Annotated in this window: 15 protein-coding genes; 2 read left to right on the top strand and 13 right to left on the bottom strand. The window is 62.8% G+C overall.

Features of this window, described 5'->3' with window-relative positions; translation table 11 throughout:
- Positions 1 to 49: 49 nt before the first annotated feature.
- From HW090_RS17230 to fadB, 3 genes are all read right to left on the bottom strand, one after another.
- Positions 50 to 301: a DUF1653 domain-containing protein gene (locus HW090_RS17230; RefSeq protein ID WP_179114678.1), complete on the bottom strand. Its 252-nt coding sequence runs from the start codon at positions 299 to 301 to the stop codon at positions 50 to 52.
- A 144-nt stretch (positions 302 to 445) separates the two neighbouring features.
- On the bottom strand, positions 446 to 1,621 hold the full coding sequence (gene fadA, locus HW090_RS17225; RefSeq protein ID WP_179114677.1) for an acetyl-CoA C-acyltransferase FadA: 1,176 nt from the start codon (positions 1,619 to 1,621) through the stop codon (positions 446 to 448).
- A 35-nt stretch (positions 1,622 to 1,656) separates the two neighbouring features.
- The gene (fadB, locus tag HW090_RS17220; RefSeq protein WP_179114676.1) at positions 1,657 to 3,804 is read right to left on the bottom strand and encodes a fatty acid oxidation complex subunit alpha FadB; all 2,148 of its coding nucleotides are present in this window, start codon (positions 3,802 to 3,804) and stop codon (positions 1,657 to 1,659) included.
- A gap of 268 nt (positions 3,805 to 4,072) precedes the next feature.
- On the opposite strand from fadB, the gene HW090_RS17215 reads away from it, so the two are divergent.
- A complete protein-coding gene (locus tag HW090_RS17215) occupies positions 4,073 to 6,094 on the top strand; it encodes a S9 family peptidase (protein WP_179114675.1) in 2,022 nt (673 codons plus the stop codon).
- A 117-nt stretch (positions 6,095 to 6,211) separates the two neighbouring features.
- On the opposite strand, the gene fghA is transcribed toward HW090_RS17215, so the two are convergent.
- Both fghA and HW090_RS17205 read right to left on the bottom strand, forming a co-directional pair.
- Complete coding sequence (gene fghA, locus HW090_RS17210; protein WP_179114674.1) at positions 6,212 to 7,057, bottom strand: S-formylglutathione hydrolase; 846 nt, start codon at positions 7,055 to 7,057, stop codon at positions 6,212 to 6,214.
- Between the two features lie 115 nt (positions 7,058 to 7,172).
- Positions 7,173 to 8,288, bottom strand: a complete 1,116-nt coding sequence (locus HW090_RS17205) for an S-(hydroxymethyl)glutathione dehydrogenase/class III alcohol dehydrogenase (RefSeq protein ID WP_179114673.1) — start codon at positions 8,286 to 8,288, stop codon at positions 7,173 to 7,175.
- Between the two features lie 277 nt (positions 8,289 to 8,565).
- Between HW090_RS17205 and HW090_RS17200 the strand changes: the two genes are divergently transcribed.
- Complete coding sequence (locus HW090_RS17200; RefSeq protein WP_179114672.1) at positions 8,566 to 9,444, top strand: LysR substrate-binding domain-containing protein; 879 nt, start codon at positions 8,566 to 8,568, stop codon at positions 9,442 to 9,444.
- A gap of 28 nt (positions 9,445 to 9,472) precedes the next feature.
- Here the strand turns inward: HW090_RS17200 and HW090_RS17195 are convergent, their stop codons facing one another.
- The 8 genes from HW090_RS17195 to HW090_RS17160 all read right to left on the bottom strand — a co-directional run bounded on the left by HW090_RS17195 (position 9,473) and on the right by HW090_RS17160 (position 19,625).
- Positions 9,473 to 10,342: a hypothetical protein gene (locus HW090_RS17195; protein ID WP_373416353.1), complete on the bottom strand. Its 870-nt coding sequence runs from the start codon at positions 10,340 to 10,342 to the stop codon at positions 9,473 to 9,475.
- Positions 10,343 to 10,487: 145 nt separating this feature from the next.
- Positions 10,488 to 11,195 (bottom strand): 2-C-methyl-D-erythritol 4-phosphate cytidylyltransferase, encoded by a 708-nt coding sequence (gene ispD, locus HW090_RS17190; RefSeq protein ID WP_179114671.1) that lies wholly within the window; start codon positions 11,193 to 11,195, stop codon positions 10,488 to 10,490.
- Complete coding sequence (gene ftsB, locus HW090_RS17185) at positions 11,192 to 11,470, bottom strand: cell division protein FtsB (protein ID WP_131184470.1); 279 nt, start codon at positions 11,468 to 11,470, stop codon at positions 11,192 to 11,194. Before ftsB ends, ispD begins: the two co-directional genes overlap by 4 nt.
- Positions 11,471 to 11,683: 213 nt before the next feature.
- Positions 11,684 to 12,973: a phosphopyruvate hydratase gene (gene eno / locus HW090_RS17180; RefSeq protein ID WP_179114670.1), complete on the bottom strand. Its 1,290-nt coding sequence runs from the start codon at positions 12,971 to 12,973 to the stop codon at positions 11,684 to 11,686.
- Positions 12,974 to 13,026: 53 nt separating this feature from the next.
- The gene (gene kdsA, locus HW090_RS17175) at positions 13,027 to 13,872 is read right to left on the bottom strand and encodes a 3-deoxy-8-phosphooctulonate synthase (RefSeq protein WP_179114669.1); all 846 of its coding nucleotides are present in this window, start codon (positions 13,870 to 13,872) and stop codon (positions 13,027 to 13,029) included.
- Positions 13,869 to 15,500, bottom strand: coding sequence for a CTP synthase (locus HW090_RS17170; protein ID WP_179114668.1), 1,632 nt, complete (start codon positions 15,498 to 15,500; stop codon positions 13,869 to 13,871). Before HW090_RS17170 ends, kdsA begins: the two co-directional genes overlap by 4 nt.
- A 349-nt stretch (positions 15,501 to 15,849) precedes the next feature.
- A complete protein-coding gene (locus HW090_RS17165) occupies positions 15,850 to 17,457 on the bottom strand; it encodes an alpha/beta hydrolase-fold protein (RefSeq protein WP_179114667.1) in 1,608 nt (535 codons plus the stop codon).
- A 38-nt stretch (positions 17,458 to 17,495) separates the two neighbouring features.
- Positions 17,496 to 19,625, bottom strand: coding sequence for a TonB-dependent siderophore receptor (locus tag HW090_RS17160; RefSeq protein WP_179114666.1), 2,130 nt, complete (start codon positions 19,623 to 19,625; stop codon positions 17,496 to 17,498).
- Positions 19,626 to 19,639: the final 14 nt, after the last annotated feature.

Raw genomic sequence — 19,639 nt, 5'->3', positions numbered from 1 at the left:
GGCGGGCGCCGGAAAAGCACCGCTATATATAGTGGCGATGGAGGTAAGGTCAAGCACGCGGGGTTGGGTCGGCCTGCAATCGGCCACTTTCAGCCTCGATCAGGGCGAAGCGTGGCAAGCGTTCGCCCTCGACCTCCACCTGCTCCAGAAACATCGAAAGCGGACGCACCCAGAAACCGAAATCGCCGTAGAGCGCCTGGTAGAAGACCACGTCCTCCTCCGTCTCGGAATGCTTCGCCACGGCGAATACACGGTAATGCGGCCCCTTGTAATGACGATAGAGGCCCGGCTCGATACACATGGACAACTCCCTTGAACGGAAAAATGAAGACTGGATCACGACAGGCCATCGCCGAAAGCGATGCCACACAGGGCCGCCGCCAGGAATGACGGACCATAAACGAAAACCGGGGCACAAGGCCCCGGTCTATCGGACACGAACGCGTCAGACCCGTTCGAATACCGTGCTGATGCCCTGCCCGAGGCCGATGCACATGGTGGCCACCCCAAGGGTACCGCCATTCTGCTTCATCACGTTGAGCAGCGTACCCGAGATGCGCGCACCCGAGCAGCCGAACGGATGTCCCAGGGCGATGGCGCCGCCGTGCAGGTTGACCTTCTGCTCCATCTTGTCCAGCAGCTTCAGGTCCTTCAGCACCGGCAGTGCCTGGGCGGCGAAGGCTTCGTTCAACTCGACGAAGTCGATATCGTCGATGCTCAGGCCGGCCCGCTTCAGCGCCTTCTGCGTCGACGGCACCGGGCCATAGCCCATGATCGCCGGATCGACCCCGGCCACCGCCATCGAACGCACCACCGCCAGCGGCTCCAGCCCCAGGTCCTTGGCCCGTTGCGCACTCATCACGATCATGCAGGAGGCGCCATCGGTGATCTGCGAGGACGTACCCGCCGTCACGGTGCCATCCTTGGGATTGAACACCGGCTTGAGGGCCGCCAGGCCTTCCAGGGTGGTGTCCGGGCGGATCGTTTCGTCATGTTCGAAGCGTCGCAGGAAGCCGGCCTCGTCATGCCCTTCCAGCGGGATGATCTCGTCCTTGAACTTGCCTTCCTGGGTCGCCTTCCAGGCCAACTGGTGCGAGCGGTAGGCGAACTGGTCCTGCGCTTCGCGGGTGATACCGTGCATCTTGCCGAGCATCTCGGCAGTCAGCCCCATCATGCCCGAGGCCTTGGCCGCATACAGCGACAGCTGCGGGTTGGGATCGACGCCGTGCATCATGCTGACGTGGCCCATGTGCTCGACGCCGCCCACGATGAACACATCGCCGTTGCCGGTCTGGATCGCCTGGGCCGCGGTGTGCAGCGCGCTCATGGAGGAGCCGCACAGGCGGCTGACGGTCTGCGCGGCGCTGGTGTGCGGGATGCGCGTCAGCAACGAGGCCATGCGGGCGATGTTCCAGCCCTGCTCCAGGGTCTGGTTGACACAGCCCCAGATCACGTCCTCGACCTCGGCCGGATCGACCTTGGGGTTGCGCGCCAGCACGCCTTCGATCAGGTTCGCCGACAGGCTCTCGGCGCGGGTGTTGCGGTGCATGCCGCCCTTCGAGCGGCCCATCGGGGTACGGCCGAAGTCGACGATGACGACATCTCTTGGATTCAGACTCATATCTTCGTTCTCACTCGTTTAGCCCTGACGGGCTATTAACCGTAAAAGCGCTGGCCATTGGCAGCCATCTCGCGCAGCTTCGCGGTTGGCTGGTACAAGGCGCCCAGGTCGGCATAACGATCGGCCAGTGCGACGAACTCGGCCACGCCGACGGCGTCGATATAGCGCAACGCACCGCCACGGAACGGCGGGAAGCCGATGCCGTAGATCAGACCCATGTCGGCCTCGGCGGCGCTCTCGACGATGCCATCCTCCAGGCAGCGCACCGCCTCCAGGCACAGCGGGATCATCATGAAGTTGATGATGTCCTCATCGGTCACTTCACGCTGTTCGTAGACCACCGGCGCCAGCACCGACTGCACGCTGGCGTCGACCACCTTGGCCGGCTTGCCGCGCTTGTCCACTTCATAGGCGTAGAAGCCCTTGCCGTTCTTCTGGCCGAGGCGATTGGCCTCGTACAGCGCGTCCACGGCGGTCTTGCGCTCGTCTTTCATGCGGTCGGGGAAGCCTTCCGCCATGACGTCGCGGGCATGGTGGGCGGTGTCGATACCGACCACGTCCATCAGGTAGGCCGGGCCCATCGGCCAGCCGAACTTTTCCATGACCTTGTCGACCCGCACGAAGTCCACACCGGCACTGACCAGGCGGGCGAAGCCACCGAAGTACGGGAACAGCACGCGGTTGACCAGGAAGCCCGGGCAGTCGTTGACCACCACCGGGCTCTTGCCCATCTTCTTGGCGTAGGCGACGGTGGTGGCGATGGCTTGCTCGCTAGTCTTCTCGCCACGGATCACTTCCACCAGCGGCATCATGTGCACCGGATTGAAGAAGTGCATGCCGCAGAAGTTTTCTGGTCGCTGGAGCGCTTCAGCCAGCAGGCTGATGGAGATGGTCGAGGTGTTGGAGGCGATGATCGCGTCCTCGCGCACCTGCGCCTCCACTTCGGCCAGCACGGCCTTCTTGACCTTGGGATTCTCCACCACCGCCTCGACCACGATGTCGACAGTGGCGAAATCGCCATAGGACAGGGTCGGACGGATGGCGGTGAGCGCCTCGGCCATCTTCTCGGGTGTCAGTCGCCCTTTCTCGACCCGGTTGCCGAGCAATTTGGAGGCTTCGGCCAACCCGGCCTGGATACCCTCCTCGCGGATATCCTTCATCAGGATCGGCGTGCCCTTGAGGGCCGACTGGTAGGCGATGCCACCGCCCATGATCCCGGCGCCCAGCACTGCGGCGAGCTTCACCTCGCGGGCCGTCTTGTCGTAGGCCTTGGCTTTTTTCTTCAGTTCCTGGTCGCTGAGGAACAGACCGACCAGGCTCTGCGCGACCGAGGTCTTGGCCAGCTTGACGAAGCCAGCGGCTTCCACTTCCAGCGCTTTCTCACGCCCGAAGCCTGCGGCCTTCTGGATGGTCTTGATCGCCTCGACCGGCGCCGGGTAGTTCGGCCCGGCCTTGCCGGCGACATAACCCTTGCTGCTTTCGAAGGCCATCATCTGCTCGATCGGGTTGAGCTTGAGCTTCTCCAGCTTGGGCTGGCGGCGCGCTTTGAAATCCAGCTCGCCGGAAATCGCCCGACGTACTAGATTGAGGGCAGCCTCATGCAGTTTGGCGGGCTCGACCACCGCGTCCACGGCATGCACCTTGAGCGCTTCCTCGGCGGTGTTCTCCTTGCCGGAGGCGATCCACTCGATGGCGTTATCCACACCGATCAGACGCGGCAGGCGCACCGTACCGCCGAAACCGGGGTAGATGCCCAGCTTGACTTCCGGCAGGCCGATACGAGCATTGGTCGAAGCCACGCGGAAGTCGGCGGCCAGGCTCACTTCCAGACCACCGCCCAAGGCGATGCCGTTGATCGCCACCACGGTGGGCACATCCAGGTCTTCGAAATCGCTGAAGATCCGGTTGACTTCAAGGGTCAGCGCCAGCAGTTGCTCGTCGGGCAGCTTGAAGTTCTCGACGAACTCGGTGATGTCGGCACCGACGACGAAGACATCCTTGCCGCTGGTGACAATGACGCCGGTGATGGATGCATCGCCTTTGATGGCATCCACGGCCTGGCGTAGCTCGTTCAAGGTGAGGCTATTGAATTTATTGACGGACTCACCCTTGAGGTCGAAATTCAATTCGACGATGCCACTCTCAAGAGTCTTAACCGTGATGGCTTTACCTTCGTAAATCATCAACTGATCTCCAGGATGGAAACTGAACATTGCGTAGCGCGTGGCCATGAATCCGGCCTTCGCGGAACGCTCCGCATCGATACGAGCACACAAGCCTCGGCAAACGCCAGATTCATACAAGCGTTTGATTCAGGTGAACACACCTTTAAGGAAAAGTCCGACCTTGTCAATCCACCCATCGAGAGGCCCATAGCTTTTTCGCTCGGGCCGCTTGAGCCCTGGGACAAGAATAGGCTTAATCGGCGCTTCGAGAATTCCGGAGCCCGGTATGCAGCAAGCCCCCCAAGCCCGCGTCGAGAGCGGCGAAGACCCTTATCGCTGGCTGGAACAGCGCGACAACGCCGATGTACTGGCCTATCTGCGCGCCGAGAATGACTATCTGGAGTCACAACTGAGGGAACAGGTTCCGCTGCGCGAGACCCTGTTCGAGGAGATTCGCGGGCGTATTCGTGAAACCGACCTCTCGCTGCCCACGCCCTGGGGGCCCTGGCTCTATTACCAGCGCACCACCGCCGGCGACGAGTACCCACGCCACTACCGCTGCAAGCGCCCGGAAAACGACAGCCTGGAAACGGATGCGCACAGCGAAGAGTTGCTGCTCGACCCCAACCAGTTGGCCAATGGCGGCTTCCTCTCGCTGGGCGCCTTCAGTATCAGCCAGGACCACCAGTGGCTCGCCTACAGCCTCGACACCCAGGGCGACGAAATCTACCGCCTGTACGTCAAGGAACTGGCCAGCGGCACTACCAGTGAACTGCCCTTCGACGACTGCGACGGCAGCATGACCTGGGCCAATGACAATCGCACACTATTCTTCACCGAACTCGACGACAGTCACCGACCGTTCCGCGTCAACCGCTACCGGCTGGGCGAAACGCTCTGCGAGCAGGTGTTCCAGGAAGATGACGAGCGCTTCTTCGTGCACTGCTTCCGCGCCAGCTCCGAGCGGCAACTGCTGATCCTCTCCGCCAGCAAAACCACCAGCGAGGCCTGGACACTGCCCGCCGACCACCCGGACGCGCCGTGGAGCTGCCTGGCACCGCGCCAGGAAGGCCACGAGTACTACCCCGATCACGGCCTGCTCGACGGCGGCTGGAGCTGGCTGATCCGCAGCAATCGCAGCGGGATCAACTTCGCCCTGTTCACCCAGGCCGAGGAAACGCCGGCAGAACCCTGGCGGGAAATCATCGCCCACGACCCTCTGGTGATGCTCGAAGATGTCAGCCTCAGCGCCAGCGCCATCATCCTCTCGCTGCGCCAGGGCGGCCTGCCGCTGCTGGAAGTGCGCCCAGCGCAGGCCGCGCCTTACCGCGTGCAACTGCCGGATGCCGCCTACAGCCTCTATCTGCAGGACAGTCTGGAGTTCGACAGCCCGTCGATCCGCCTGCGCTACGAAGCCCTCAACCGTCCCGCACAGGTGCGCAGCCTGGCATTGGCCAGCGGGCAGCAGGCCGTCCTCAAGCAAACCCCCGTGGAAGGGCCGTTCGACGCCGACGACTATGAAAGCCGGCGCATCTGGGCCACCGCCGCCGACGGCACCCAGGTGCCGATCAGCCTGGTGGCGCGCCGCGACACCTTCGGTCGCCCCGCCCCGCTCTACCTCTACGGCTATGGCGCCTACGGCGAAAGCCTCGACCCCTGGTTCTCCCACGCCCGGCTGTCGCTGCTGGAGCGCGGTTTCGTCTTCGCCATCGCCCACGTAAGGGGCGGCGGCGAGATGGGCGAGGCCTGGTACCTGCAAGGCAAGCTGGAATACAAGCAGAACAGCTTCGGTGACTTTATCGCCTGCGCCGAAACCCTGATCGCCCAGGGCTATACCACCGCCGCCCAACTGGCCATCAGTGGTGGCAGCGCCGGCGGGCTGCTGATCGGCGCGGTCCTCAATCAACGCCCGCAGTTGTTCGCTGCTGCCGTCGCAGAGGTGCCCTTCGTCGACGTGTTGAACACCATGCTCAACACCGAGTTGCCGCTGACCGTGACCGAATACGATGAATGGGGCGACCCCAACCAGCCCGAGGTCTACCAGCGCATCAAAGGCTATGCGCCCTACGAGAACGTAAAGGCCCAGGACTACCCGCACCTGCTGGTGGTAGCGGGCTACAACGACAGCCGGGTGCAGTACTGGGAAGCCGCCAAGTGGGTGGCCCGATTGCGTGCGAGCAAGACCGACGACCACCTGCTGCTGCTCAAGACCGACCTGGACTCTGGCCACGGTGGCATGAGCGGACGCTACCAGAGCATCCGCGAAGTGGCGCTGGAATATGCGTTCCTGCTCAAGGTACTGGGGTAGCCATCTATTCCTGCAGGGTGGGTCGAGCGCAGCGACACCCACCATCGGCAGGCACAGATGGGTGTCGCTACGCTTGCCCGATCCTACATCCGCAGGCTATCCATTCGTGCCGCGCAGTTAAGCCTTCAGAGCTTCGGCATGGTGCCGCAGGTGGTCTTCGATAAAGCTGGCGATGAAGTAATAGCTGTGGTCATAGCCAGGTTGCAGTCGCAAGGTCAGCGGATGACCAGCAGCCTTGGCGGCAGCTTCCAGCGCCTGTGGCTTGAGCTGGCCTTCGAGGAAGTCGTCGCGATCACCCTGGTCGATCAGCAGCGGCAGCTTCTCCTCGGCATCGGCGATCAGCGCACTGGCATCCCACTCACGCCAGCGTGCCCGGTCGTTGCCCAGGTAATGGGTGAAGGCCTTTTCTCCCCAGGGGCAATCGCTTGGGTTAGTGATCGGCGAGAACGCCGACACTGAGCGATAACGTCCCGGATTCTTCAACGCACAGATCAACGCCCCATGGCCCCCCATGGAGTGACCGCTGATGGCACGCCGATCGTTGACCGGGAAGTTGCCCTCGATCAGCGCCGGCAGTTCGTTCACCACATAGTCGTACATGCGGTAATGCCGGGCCCAGGGCTCCTGCGTGGCGTTCAGATAGAAACCCGCACCCAGACCGAAATCCCAGGCGCCCTCGGCGTCGTCCGGTACTCCTTCGCCACGCGGGCTGGTATCCGGCGCGACGATGACCAGCCCCAGCTCTGCCGCCAGGCGCTGGGCGCCAGCCTTCTGCATGAAGTTCTCGTCGGTGCAGGTCAGCCCCGACAACCAGTACAACACCGGCAGTTTCACCCCCTGCTCGGCCTGCGGCGGCAGGTAGACGGCGAACACCATATCGCAATTCAGGCTGGAGGAACGGTGCTTGTAGCGCTTGTGCCAGCCGCCAAAGCTCTTGTTGCTGGAAACGATATCGAGGGTCATGAGCCGCTCCGTAGGGTGCGCTGCGCGCACCAAGGGTTTGCGGTGCGCACTGGCCTGGGCGGCCCCGCGACACCCTGCGAAAAACCGTGCAGCCGTGAGGCCGCACGGTGTTTCATCAGTAGTGGATGACGGTACGAATGCTCTTGCCTTCGTGCATCAGGTCAAACGCCTCGTTGATCGCGTCCAGGCCCATGTTGTGGGTGATGAAGGTGTCCAGCGGGATTTCACCGGCCTGGGCCTTTTCCACATAGCCCGGCAGTTCGGTACGGCCCTTGACGCCACCGAAGGCGGAACCGCGCCAGACGCGCCCGGTCACCAGCTGGAACGGACGGGTGCTGATCTCGGTACCGGCCGGCGCCACGCCGATGATGGTCGACTCGCCCCAGCCCTTGTGGCAGCACTCCAGCGCCGCCCGCATCAGTTGCACGTTGCCGACGCATTCGAAGCTGTAGTCCACACCACCGTCGGTCATCTCGACGATGACCTCCTGGACCGGCTTGTCATGCTCCTTCGGATTGACGAAGTCGGTGGCACCCAACTCACGCGCCACATCGAACTTGGCCGGGTTGATATCGACGGCGATGATGCGCGAGGCCTTGGCCATCTTGGCACCGATGATCGCCGCCAGGCCGATGCCGCCGAGACCGAAGATCGCCACGGTGGCGCCCTCTTCCACCTTTGCGGTGTTGAGCACCGCACCGATACCTGTGGTCACGCCGCAACCGAGCAGGCAGACCTTCTCCAGCGGCGCTTCCTTGGGGATCACCGCGACAGAAACTTCCGGCAGCACGGTGTACTCGGAGAAGGTCGAACAACCCATGTAGTGGTAGACCGGCTGACCCTGGTAGGAAAAACGCGTGGTGCCGTCCGGCATCAGGCCCTTGCCCTGGGTGGCACGTACCGAGCTGCACAGGTTGGTCTTGCCGGACTGGCAGAACTTGCACTGGCGGCACTCGGCGGTGTACAGCGGGATCACATGGTCGCCGACCTGCACCGACGTGACGCCCTCGCCCACCGCCTCGACGATACCGCCGCCTTCGTGGCCCAACACGCAGGGGAACACACCTTCGCTGTCCTGGCCGGACAGGGTGTAGGCATCGGTATGGCAGACACCAGTGGCGACGATACGCACCAGTACCTCGCCCGCCTTCGGCGGCTCGACGTCGATCTCGACGATCTGCAAGGGTTCATTGGGGGCGAAGGCGACGGCGGCACGGGACTTGATGGTCATGGCGACACTCCTGGATCAGGGACGGACGCGGCCAGGCACCTGGCCGCATGATGGAGGAGAGTTTAATTCAAACCTGAAAAGGGACAATCTTCATATTTGGAATTTATTATTGCCATACAGGGACAATAGAGAGCGACTGCATGAATATGCGTCATACCGATTCCACCCCCTCTCCCGCCTGCGGGAGAGGGCTGGGGAGAGGGCGAAAAACTGCCCTGAAGGACACACTTGACATGAAAACGCCATCTTCGCCCACAGCCCACCACCGAGGAACGCCATGAGCCGCTGGGAAGGACTGGATGAATTCGTCGCCGTCGCCGAGTGCGGCAGCTTTATGCGCGCAGCCGAACGGCTGCGGGTCTCTTCCTCCCATGTCAGCCGCCAGGTGGTGAAGCTGGAGGAGCGGCTACAGGCGCGCCTGTTCTACCGCACCACCCGCCGTGTATCGCTGACCGAAGCGGGCCATACCTTCTTCGCCCGCTGCCAGCGACTGATCGAGGAACGTGACGAAGCCTTCCTCGCCATCGGCGACCTGCACAGCAGCCCCACCGGCCTGCTGCGCATGACCGCTGCCGTGGCCTACGGCGAGCGCTTTATCGTGCCGGTGGTCAACCGCTTCATGGCGCAGCACCCGCAACTGCGGGTGGAAATAGAACTGAGCAATCGCACGCTGGACCTGGTGCAGGAAGGTTTCGACCTCGCCATTCGCCTTGGCCGTCTCAACGAGTCACGCCTGGTCGCCACCCGTATCGCCCCAAGGGCCATGTACCTGTGCGCTGCGCCGTCCTACCTGGAGCGCTATGGACGCCCGCACACCCTGTCGGAACTGGCGGGGCACAACTGCCTGATCGGCACTGGTGACACCTGGCTGTTCCAGGTCGATGGCGTCGAGCGGCCGTTCAAACCCAGCGGCAACTGGCGCTGCAACAGTGGCCAGGCGGTGCTCGACGCAGCCCTGCGCGGTTTCGGCCTCTGCCAGCTGCCGGACTACTACGTGCGCGAGCCCCTGCAACGTGGCGAACTGATCTCCCTGCTCGACGCCAACCAACCACCCAACACGGCGGTCTGGGCGGTTTACCCCCAGCGGCGCTATCCACTGCCCAAGGTCAGGTTGCTGGTCGAAGCCTTGAAAAGCGAACTCGGCTCATACGATTAGAGACCAGCGACCGTATAGCCGATAAACCTCAACCACCCTGGGGCATCAGTTCCAGTACCCGGTCACGACCTCCTTCCGAGATCAGGTAGGTACCCTTGCCGGTCGGTACGATGGACTGAGGCGCCTTGAGAAAGGAAAGGATCGTGCTCTGGTGACCCTCGGGATCGATCAGGAGCAGCCTGGCCCTGTGGGTCGAGTCCTCGCTGATCCACAGCCCACGCTTGTCGCACATGAGAAAGCTCGGCTTGTTGAGCCCGCTGAAGATGGCCGGATCGTCACCATCGGCAGTCAAACGATGCACGGCTCCGGAGCCTTTCTTCGTGTAGAGCATCTGCCCATCCAGGCAGCGCGTGATGGATTCCGCTTCGGAGAGCCGATCACGAAGCACGGTCAGGCTCTGGTCGCTCCAGCGGTAACGCAGCAAACGCCCGTCACTTCGTCGGTCCTCAATGGCATAGAGACTGTCGCCGTCGTCCCATAGCCCTTGCACGTTTTCGCCACTGAACAATCCCGTCGTCTGTCCATCCCTGACAAAACTGACCGGCGCGCCACCGACCTCCTGGCTGAACACCAGGCCGCCCCGTGTGTAGATCATGCCACTGGGCTTGGACAGGTTCTCGACCTCGAGCTGGCGATGGCCATCCTCATCGATACGCAGGATGCTGCCTTTGCCACCCTGCAACTCCTGACCGATCCAGAGCGAACCATCCGCCAAGGGCACCAACCCCGAAGGCCGGTCTACGTCCGGGTAGGCAACCCTGTAGCTCCAGCCATCATTGGCCTGCACCGGGAAGAAGTACTGCCAGGCGAAGAATGCCAACGCCAGTAGTACACCCGAAGCCGACAGAAGCAAGGTCATCCGCAGCCATTTCGAAAACGTAAAGACGAGGGCTTGCATGCTTATAGCGTTCCTGGAGGCGAGAAAAAAGTCAGTGAGACAGGCCAACGCAGGACACTAACAGCCGATTCTTAAGCGAATATTAACGATGAGAAATGCCATGGAACCAAGGACCATGGCGGCAGCAGGCATCAGGCAGATACGTTCAAGACATCCCGCCCCAGAGCTGGCGCAGCCAATCCAGGTCTTCCGGGCGGGTGACCTTGAGATTGTCGGCACGGCCTTCGATCAAACGCGCCGACAAGCCGGCCCACTCCAGCGCAGAAGCCTCATCGGTGATCGGCACACCGGCAGCCAGGGCGGCGGCCAGGCTGTCGCGCAGCATCCCCAGGCGAAACATCTGCGGCGTATAGGCCTGCCAGATCGGCGTACGGTCGACCGTCTCGCTGACCCGACCATCGGCTCCCATGCGCTTGAGCGTGTCACGCACCGGCACCGCCAGCAACCCACCGACCGGGTCGTCTGCCAGCTCTTCGAGCAGGTGGTCCAGATCGCTGCGAGCCAGGTTCGGTCGCGCGGCATCGTGCACCAGCACCCAGTCGTCCAGCCGTGCCCCATTGCCCAACAGATAGTGCAGGCCATTGAGGACCGAATCGGCGCGCTCACGACCACCGTCGACACGCTGGATACGCGGATCGTCGGCACAGCCCAGGTGCGGCCAGAATGGATCGTCCTGAGCCAGACAGACCACCAGAGACCGCAAGCCGGGATGGCCGAGGAAACAATTCAGGGTGTGTTCCAGAATGCTGCGCCCGGACACCTGCAGGTACTGCTTGGGGCGATCGGCACGCATACGCGAACCAATGCCGGCAGCCGGCAGGACGACGTGGAAATCCGGATGTGGAGCCGTCATTCGGCCAGCAGGTAGAGGGTTTCGCCCTCTTTCACCATCCCCAGTTCATGTCGGGCACGCTCTTCCACGGTTTCCATACCGCGCTTGAGTTCCATGACTTCGGCTTCGAGGATGCGGTTGCGTTCGAGCAGACGCTCGTTCTCGCCTTGTTGCGTGGCGATCTGCTGCTTGATCTCGGCCACCTGCGCCAGACTGCCCTCGCCGACCCACAAGCGGTACTGCAAGCCTGCAAGCAACAGTGCCAGTACGACAAACAGCCAGTAGGGGCTACGCATTGACGGCATGAAAAGCGTCCGGTTGACCTGTGCGGATGAAGAAGCGGCAGTCAGCATAGTGGGCAAAACGGCTCAAGACACTGCTCCCCGGGCACTAGGACCGTGAAAAAGTGAATTCGATCATAAGAATATTCAGGAAGAAACGGGCCACCTCTCGGTGACCCGTCCCCGATACCACCTCAGCCACCCCGGACAGCAGTGGCCGGACGACGATCAGCCGCGGAATTCGGCACGGCCCTTGTAGGGTGCCTTGCCCGCCAGCTTCTCTTCGATACGCAGCAGTTGGTTGTACTTGGATACGCGGTCGGAGCGGCACAGCGAACCGGTCTTGATCTGGCCCGCGGCAGTACCGACGGCCAGGTCGGCGATGGTGCTGTCCTCGGTCTCGCCGGAACGGTGCGAGATCACCGCAGTGAAGCCGGCAGCCTTGGCCATCTGGATCGCTTCGAGGGTTTCGGTCAGCGAACCGATCTGGTTGAACTTGATCAGGATCGAGTTGCCGATCTTCTCTTCGATACCACGCTTGAGGATCTTGGTGTTGGTGACGAACAGATCGTCGCCGACCAGTTGCACTTTGTCGCCGATCTTGTCGGTCAGCACTTTCCAGCCCGCCCAGTCGGACTCGTCCATGCCGTCTTCGATGGAGATGATCGGGTAGCGCTGGGTCAGACCGGCCAGGTAATCGGCAAAGCCTTCGGCGCTGAACACCTTGCCTTCGCCAGCCAGGTCGTACTGACCATCCTTGAAGAACTCGGAAGAAGCGCAGTCCAGCGCCAGGGTCACGTCGTCACCCAGTTTGTAGCCGGCATTGGCCACAGCTTCGGCGATGGCCGCCAGGGCCTCTTCGTTGGAGGCCAGGTTCGGCGCGAAACCACCTTCGTCACCGACTGCGGTGCTCAGCCCACGGGCCTTGAGCACGGCTTTCAGGTGATGGAAGATTTCGGCGCCAACGCGCAGGGCATCGGCGAAGGTCTTGGCGCCGACCGGCTGGATCATGAATTCCTGGATGTCGACGTTGTTGTCGGCATGCTCGCCGCCGTTGATGATGTTCATCATCGGCACCGGCATGGAGTACTGGCCGGGGGTGCCGTTGAGGTTGGCGATGTGCGCGTAGAGCGGCAGGTCCTGGTCCTGTGCGGCAGCCTTGGCGGCAGCCAGGGACACGGCGAGGATCGCGTTGGCGCCCAGCTTGGCCTTGTTCTCGGTGCCGTCGAACGCGATCATCGCGCGGTCGAGGGCCTGTTGGTCGACCGGGTCCTTGCCCAGCAGCAGGTCACGGATCGGGCCGTTGACGTTGGCCACGGCCTTGAGCACGCCCTTGCCCAGGTAGCGACCCTTGTCGCCATCACGCAGCTCCAGTGCCTCGCGGGAGCCAGTGGAGGCACCGGAGGGCGCACAGGCGCTGCCAACGATACCGTTGTCGAGGATCACATCGGCTTCTACGGTGGGGTTGCCACGGGAGTCGAGAACCTCACGACCCTTGATGTCGACGATCTTTGCCATTTGTTGTTAACACTCCGTTGGGGCTACGGGCTTCAAGCTGCAAGCGGCAGGCTTCAAGCGGTTTCGATAGGGGAAAAACTCTTGACCAGGTCGTCCAGTTGCTTGAGCTGGGCCAGGAAAGGCTCCAGCTTGTCCAGGCGCAGTGCGCAGGGACCGTCGCATTTTGCGTTTTCCGGGTCCGGATGGGCCTCGAGGAACAGGCCGGCCAGCCCCTGGCTGAGGCCAGCCCGGGCCAGCTCGGTGACCTGGGCGCGGCGCCCGCCGGCCGAGTCGGCACGACCGCCTGGCATTTGCAGGGCGTGGGTCACGTCGAAGAATACCGGGTACTCGAACTGCTTCATCAGGCCGAAGCCAAGCATGTCCACCACCAGGTTGTTGTAGCCGAAGGACGAACCGCGCTCGCAGAGAATCAGTTGCTCGTTACCCGCCTCTTCGCACTTGCGCAGGATGTGCTTCATCTCCTGCGGCGCGAGGAACTGGGCCTTCTTGATATTGATCACGGCACCGGTCCTGGCCATTGCCACCACCAGATCGGTCTGCCGCGAGAGGAAGGCCGGCAACTGGATGATGTCGCAGACCTCCGCCACCGGCTGTGCCTGGCAGGGTTCGTGGACATCGGTGATGACCGGCACGCCGAAGGTCTTCTTCACCTCCTCGAAGATCTTCATCCCCTCGTCCAGGCCCGGGCCACGGAAGGAGTTGATCGAGGAACGGTTGGCCTTGTCGAAGCTGGCCTTGAACACATAGGGGATACCGAGTTTCTCGGTGACCCGCACGTATTCCTCGCAGCTTCTCAGCGCCAGCTCACGCGACTCCAGCACATTGATGCCACCGAACAGCACGAAAGGCCGGTCGTTGGCGATGTCGATGGAACCGACACGGATGGTTTTCTGGCTCATGCCCGCTTCGCCTTGTATTCCAGGGCCGCGTTGACGAAACCGCTGAACAGCGGATGCCCATCGCGCGGCGTGGAAGTGAACTCAGGGTGGAACTGGCAAGCGACGAACCAGGGGTGATCGGCGACTTCCACCACTTCCACCAGCGCGCCATCACCGGAACGACCGGTGACTTTCAGGCCGGCGTCGGTCAGTTGTGGCAGCAGCTTGTTGTTCACTTCGTAGCGATGACGATGGCGCTCGACAATGCGCTCCTTGCCATAGCAATCGAAGACCCTGGAGCCCGACTCCAGACCGCACTCCTGGGCGCCCAGGCGCATGGTGCCACCCAGGTCGGAAGCATCGCTGCGGGTTTCCACGGCGCCGGTGGAGTCTTCCCACTCGGTGATCAGGCCGACCACCGGGTGACCGCTGTTCTTGTCGAACTCGGTGGAGTTGGCGTCGCTCCAGCCGAGGATGCTGCGGGCGAACTCGATCACCGCGACCTGCATGCCGAGGCAGATACCCAGGTAGGGAATCTTGTTCTCGCGGGCATAGCGCACGGTCGCGATCTTGCCCTCGACGCCGCGCAGGCCGAAGCCACCCGGCACCAGGATGGCGTCGATGCCTTCGAGCAAGCCAGTGCCCTGGTTCTCGATATCCTCGGAGTCGATGTAGCGCAGGTTGACCTTGGTGCGGCTCTGGATACCGGCGTGGCTCATCGCTTCGATCAGCGACTTGTAGGCATCCAGCAGTTCCATGTACTTGCCGACCATGGCGATGGTGACTTCACGCTCGGGGTTGAGCTTGGCGTCCACCACGCGCTCCCACTCGGAGAGGTCGGCGCTGGCGCATTGCAGGCCGAAGCGCTCGAGGACGTAGTCGTCCAGGCCCTGGGCATGCAGCACGGCGGGAATCTTGTAGATGGTGTCGACGTCCGGCAGGCTGATCACCGCACGCTCTTCGACGTTGGTGAACAGCGCGATCTTGCGCCGCGAGGACACATCGATGGCGCGGTCGGAACGGCAGACCAGCACGTCCGGCTGCAGGCCGATGGAGCGCAGCTCCTTGACCGAGTGCTGGGTCGGCTTGGTCTTGGTCTCGCCAGCGGTGGCGATGTAAGGCACCAGGGTCAGATGCATCAGCATGGCGCGCTTGGCGCCCACTTCCACGCGCAACTGGCGGATCGCCTCGAGGAACGGTTGCGACTCGATGTCGCCCACGGTCCCGCCGACTTCCACCAGCGCCACGTCGGCATCACCGGCGCCCTTGATCACGCGACGCTTGATCTCGTCGGTGATGTGCGGGATCACCTGGATGGTCGCTCCCAGGTAGTCGCCACGGCGCTCGCGACGCAACACGTCGGCGTAGACGCGGCCGGTGGTGAAGTTGTTGTTCTGGGTCATGGTTGTGCGGATGAACCGCTCGTAATGGCCCAGGTCGAGGTCGGTCTCGGCGCCGTCGTGGGTGACGAACACCTCACCGTGCTGGAACGGGCTCATGGTGCCCGGATCGACGTTGATGTAGGGGTCCAGTTTCAGCATGGTGACCTTCAGGCCCCGCGCCTCCAGGATGGCCGCCAGTGAAGCCGAGGCGATGCCTTTCCCCAATGAAGAAACAACACCACCCGTGACGAAGATGTAGCGCGTCATGAAAAACCCTAGAAGTCAGCAGTGGCGGACAGGCCGCCGGGGAGCAAAGAAGGCCTTGGTTCGTTCCGAGCCGGGCAATCCATGCTGCGAAATAGCGAACATCCACCGCTTCCGGAGAAGCAGCGAATACCTGAATAAGACGGGAGGGCAGTCTACTGGAAAGCGACTGGAGGGGGAAGTCATCGCCTGCCGCGACAGAGGGCAAGGCCGCGGTGCAGTATCACTGTCCGGCCGTGGTGCATACCCGTGAAAGCGCCGAGGACCATGTCTTGCAAGGCCCTCGAACAGGTGGCTATCGAGTCAGGAACGACTACCGGCGGATTGTCGCGTAGCCGCCCTGCCCCGCGCCTTAGCCCCCGGCCCCCATATCAGGTTTCGTGCCGAACAGGGCGATCAGGCCATCACCCAGCGCTCCGCGCCAGATTAGCCAGTCATGCCCTCCGGCATATTCCCGCCAGTGGGTCTGATAGCCTTTCAGACGTGCGGTATCGCGGACCCGACGTGCGCTTTCGAGAATGCCGTCGACCTCGCCATTACCCGTCTCGAACGTCCCCGCACTGAGGAACAGGCGCAACGGCTGCCGTTCGCTCTGCGCCATCAGTCGCGCCACGAAAGGCATGTCCCGTGAGTCCTCGCCCTCAGGCGCCCACCAGAACGAAGCGGACATCGCCAGCACGTTACCGAAATGCTCAGGCCGTCGGAGAGCGGCGGTTACCGACGCCAGACCACCGTAGCTGGCCCCGGCCAGTACGGTGCGCGAAGGCACCGGACGAACACCAGTCAGGGCGGCGATCCGTGGCAGCAGTTCGTCTGCCAGCACATCGGCAAAGGCATCGTTGCCCGGCAGTTCCCGCGCACGTGTCACGCTGTCGATCGACGGCAACAACACCGCGACCACTGGCGGCAGACGCCCGCTCGCCGTCAGCGTATCGAGCATGCGCGGTAGATCGGCCTGGCGTAGCGCTCGCTCGCCATCAAATACGATTGCCACTATCAGACGCGGATCGTCAGGGTCGAGATCGCGCGGATGGGCAATGGTCACCTGCCGAGTATTGCCCAGCTTCTCACTGGCGAACGTAAAAGTGCGTAACTGCGGGTCTGCCGAGGCATCCGCCGGAGTACCGGGTTGCGGCGGCGCACCTGGCAGCACGATAGTCGCCTCCTGACTGAACGGGTCCGGCGCCTGGCGTGGCCAGGGATGGCGATTGAGCGGGTCCATCCGCAGCGTGGCGCCAAGAGCGCTACGGCGTGCCCGTGCATCGCCGGGAATATCCGGGATGTCCGGTGCCAACTGGTAGGCAAGGCGCGTGCCCGTAGGTACCGGAAAGCTGACGAACCAGACATCGCTGTCACCCAGTTGCTCAAGCCAGGCATGGTCCCCGGATGGTCCGCCAACCAGACGTACATTGCGCCGTGCACCGCGCCACAGGAAAGTCATTATCGCCTGCTCGCGCATGCGCACTGGCGTCCCAGGCCGGAAAGCCTCGGGCGCCTGGCGTGTTTCCAGCAAGGGCGTCCCCTGCGTCATCACTTCCCGCCAGAAATCGTCGCTGCCCCGCCCTGCGGACAGCTCTGCGGCCAGCCTGGCGATACGCGGGCTGAGGTATTCCGGCGGCGACGGGCGCTGTGCGGTCGCTGGTACCACCTCATCGAGACGCATGGAAAGAGCCAGCGCCCCGGCAGGAACCAGGCGCAGGCTCATCGCTGCCGATTCGGCGACAAAGCGAAAGTCGATGACGCCCGTCTGTCCATCCGCGATACGCCGATAATGACGGCCGTCGGCATCCAGAAGATCAGCATCCAGCGCGGCACCGCCGACTTCGATGCGTCCGGCGACGTAGTCGCCCGCGGCAACCGGCAGCTTCAGGGTCAGGGCAGTCTCCAGTTGGCGCTCGAAGCGCTGCCCCGCGTACAGCTCCAGGTCCGCCGTAGCCACACTCGTCAGTGGCAGCGTCACTAGCAGAGGCAGGAGTGACGCTGGCCGGCAAGTACGCCTCACCACTGGTAATCCAGGGACGCGCTGATCACCCGCTCGTTGCCGACGAAACAGGCATAGGCGCCGGAGCAGGACGCGGTGTAGTACTCGTCTGTCAGGTTCGATACGTTCACTTGTCCGCGCAGGCCGGCGCAACGAGGATCGAGCCTTCCACAGTCGTAGCCGAGCGCAAGGTCCAACAAGGTGTAGGAAGGCACGCTGAAAGCCTCGTTACGCGCCCAGCTGGCACCGGTGTAGCGTGCGCCCAGCGCGACGTCGAGACCGCTATCGAACAGGTACTTGCCCCAAAGCGATGCCTGGTGGCTGGGTATCCGGTCGTTCTTCATACCGACTTCAGCGCGATTGTTGGATTTGGATATCTCCGAGTCGATATAGGAGTAACCACCCACCAGTGAAAGATTGCGTGTGACCTTGCCCTGAGCCTCAACCTCGAAGCCTCGGCTGCGAATCTCGCCGACTTGCTCGTAGGCCGTCGGTGTCGTGCCTTCGATCGACTTGAGCACATTGGCCTGGCGCAGGTCATAGACGGAGGTGGTGATCATCAGACTGTCATCAGGGCTGGACCACTTCAGGCCCACCTCGAGCTGCTCGCCCTCGGTCGGATCGAAACTCCTCTCCCCTGCTTGTGGCACCTGAGTGACCGGCTCGAATGAAGTCGAATAACTGGCATAGGGAGCAAAGCCGCTATCCAGGGTATAGAGCACACCAACGCGTCCGCTGAAGGCCTCGCTGTCGATGTCGGCACGCGTGCCACTGAGGCGGTTCAACGTTTCATTGTTGGCCCAGTCATGGCGCAAGCCGGCAACCAGGTGCCAGCGCCCTCGAGTCAGTTGGTCCTGCAGATAGACCCCTTGCTGGCGAGTGCGCGACAGCGAGTCGCCAGACTGGCTGTAGTTGCTCAGCACCACATTGCCGTAAACCGGCGCCACCCAGTCGATTGAATTGGCACGACCACGCCAGGAGAGGTTGGTCGAGCGGGTGTACTGCACATCGAAACCACTCAGCAACAAGTGCTCGAATCCGGCGAAGCCGAAGCGCGTCTCCAATTGGTTGTCGATCAGTGCCTGATCGGTTTCCGAGAGGGAGTCGCTGGCCGTGCGCGAGATCGTACGCTGGTCCGCAGCCAACGAGCCCCATACCAGGGTGTCACGCCTGGATTCGACCTCCGATACGCGAGCCTTCTGGCGGAAGATCAGGTTGGGTGAAAAGGCATGCTCGAAACTGTAGCCCAGAGACTGGCTGGTGGATGACGAACGCTCATGGTCGGTATCACCCACCAGGAAATCAGCTGGAATCCGTCCATAAGGAGTGGTTGTATCGGTCCCCAGACGCTCACGAAAGTTACGGTAGCCCGCATCCGGCTCACGCTGGTAGCGCGCAGAGACGATCAGGCTGGTGTCATCGGTGGGCGCCCACGACAGGGATGGCGCGATGGCCAGGCGGCGGGTCTTCAGACCGTCCTCCTGGGTATCGGCACGTGATGCCAGACCGACCACACGCCAGGACAGCGCCGTGTCCCCCAGGCGCCTGGCAAAATCGAAGCGTCCCTCGGCACGTGCCCGTGAACCGGTGCCCAGACCGACGCGATTGATCTCCTGGCCGTAAGCTACCTTGGTGCTCATGTCGATGAGCCCGCCAGGGTTGCTCTGGCCATAGAGCAGCGAAGCCGGCCCTTTCAGCACTGCGATGTTTTCCAACAACCAGGGCTCGATGGTGCCACTGGCGACAGCAAGGCCATCGACGTAGCGCGGCACATAACCGAAACCTCGCACCATGGTTTCATCCCCGGCATTCGAGGCACCCCGGTATTCCGAGATGACCCCGGCGGTATAACGCAATGCCTCGGGAACCGACTTGACCGCCTGGTCCTCCATCCTCTCGGCTGTGACGATGGAGATCGAAGCAGCCGTTTCCTTCAACGGCGTGTCGGTTTTCGTCGCCGTGGACGAGTTGCGAGAGACATAACCTTCATCCACCCGCTCATCGACCCTGATCTCACCCAGTTGCGCGACGCCATTACCCTCAGCGTCCGCCTGTGCCAAAACCGGAACAACGCCGGCGAGGGCCGCCGTCAGCAATACGACGCCGCACCACTCGTTACGGTGGCGTTCCACTTCGATAAACGACATTTCCTTTCAACGCT

It is taken from the genome of Pseudomonas sp. ABC1 (assembly GCF_013395055.1).
In the GTDB taxonomy this organism is placed as follows: Bacteria; Pseudomonadota; Gammaproteobacteria; order Pseudomonadales; family Pseudomonadaceae; genus Stutzerimonas.
Note: the sequence above shows the minus strand (reverse complement) of the source record. Positions and strands in the feature narration are given on the sequence as shown.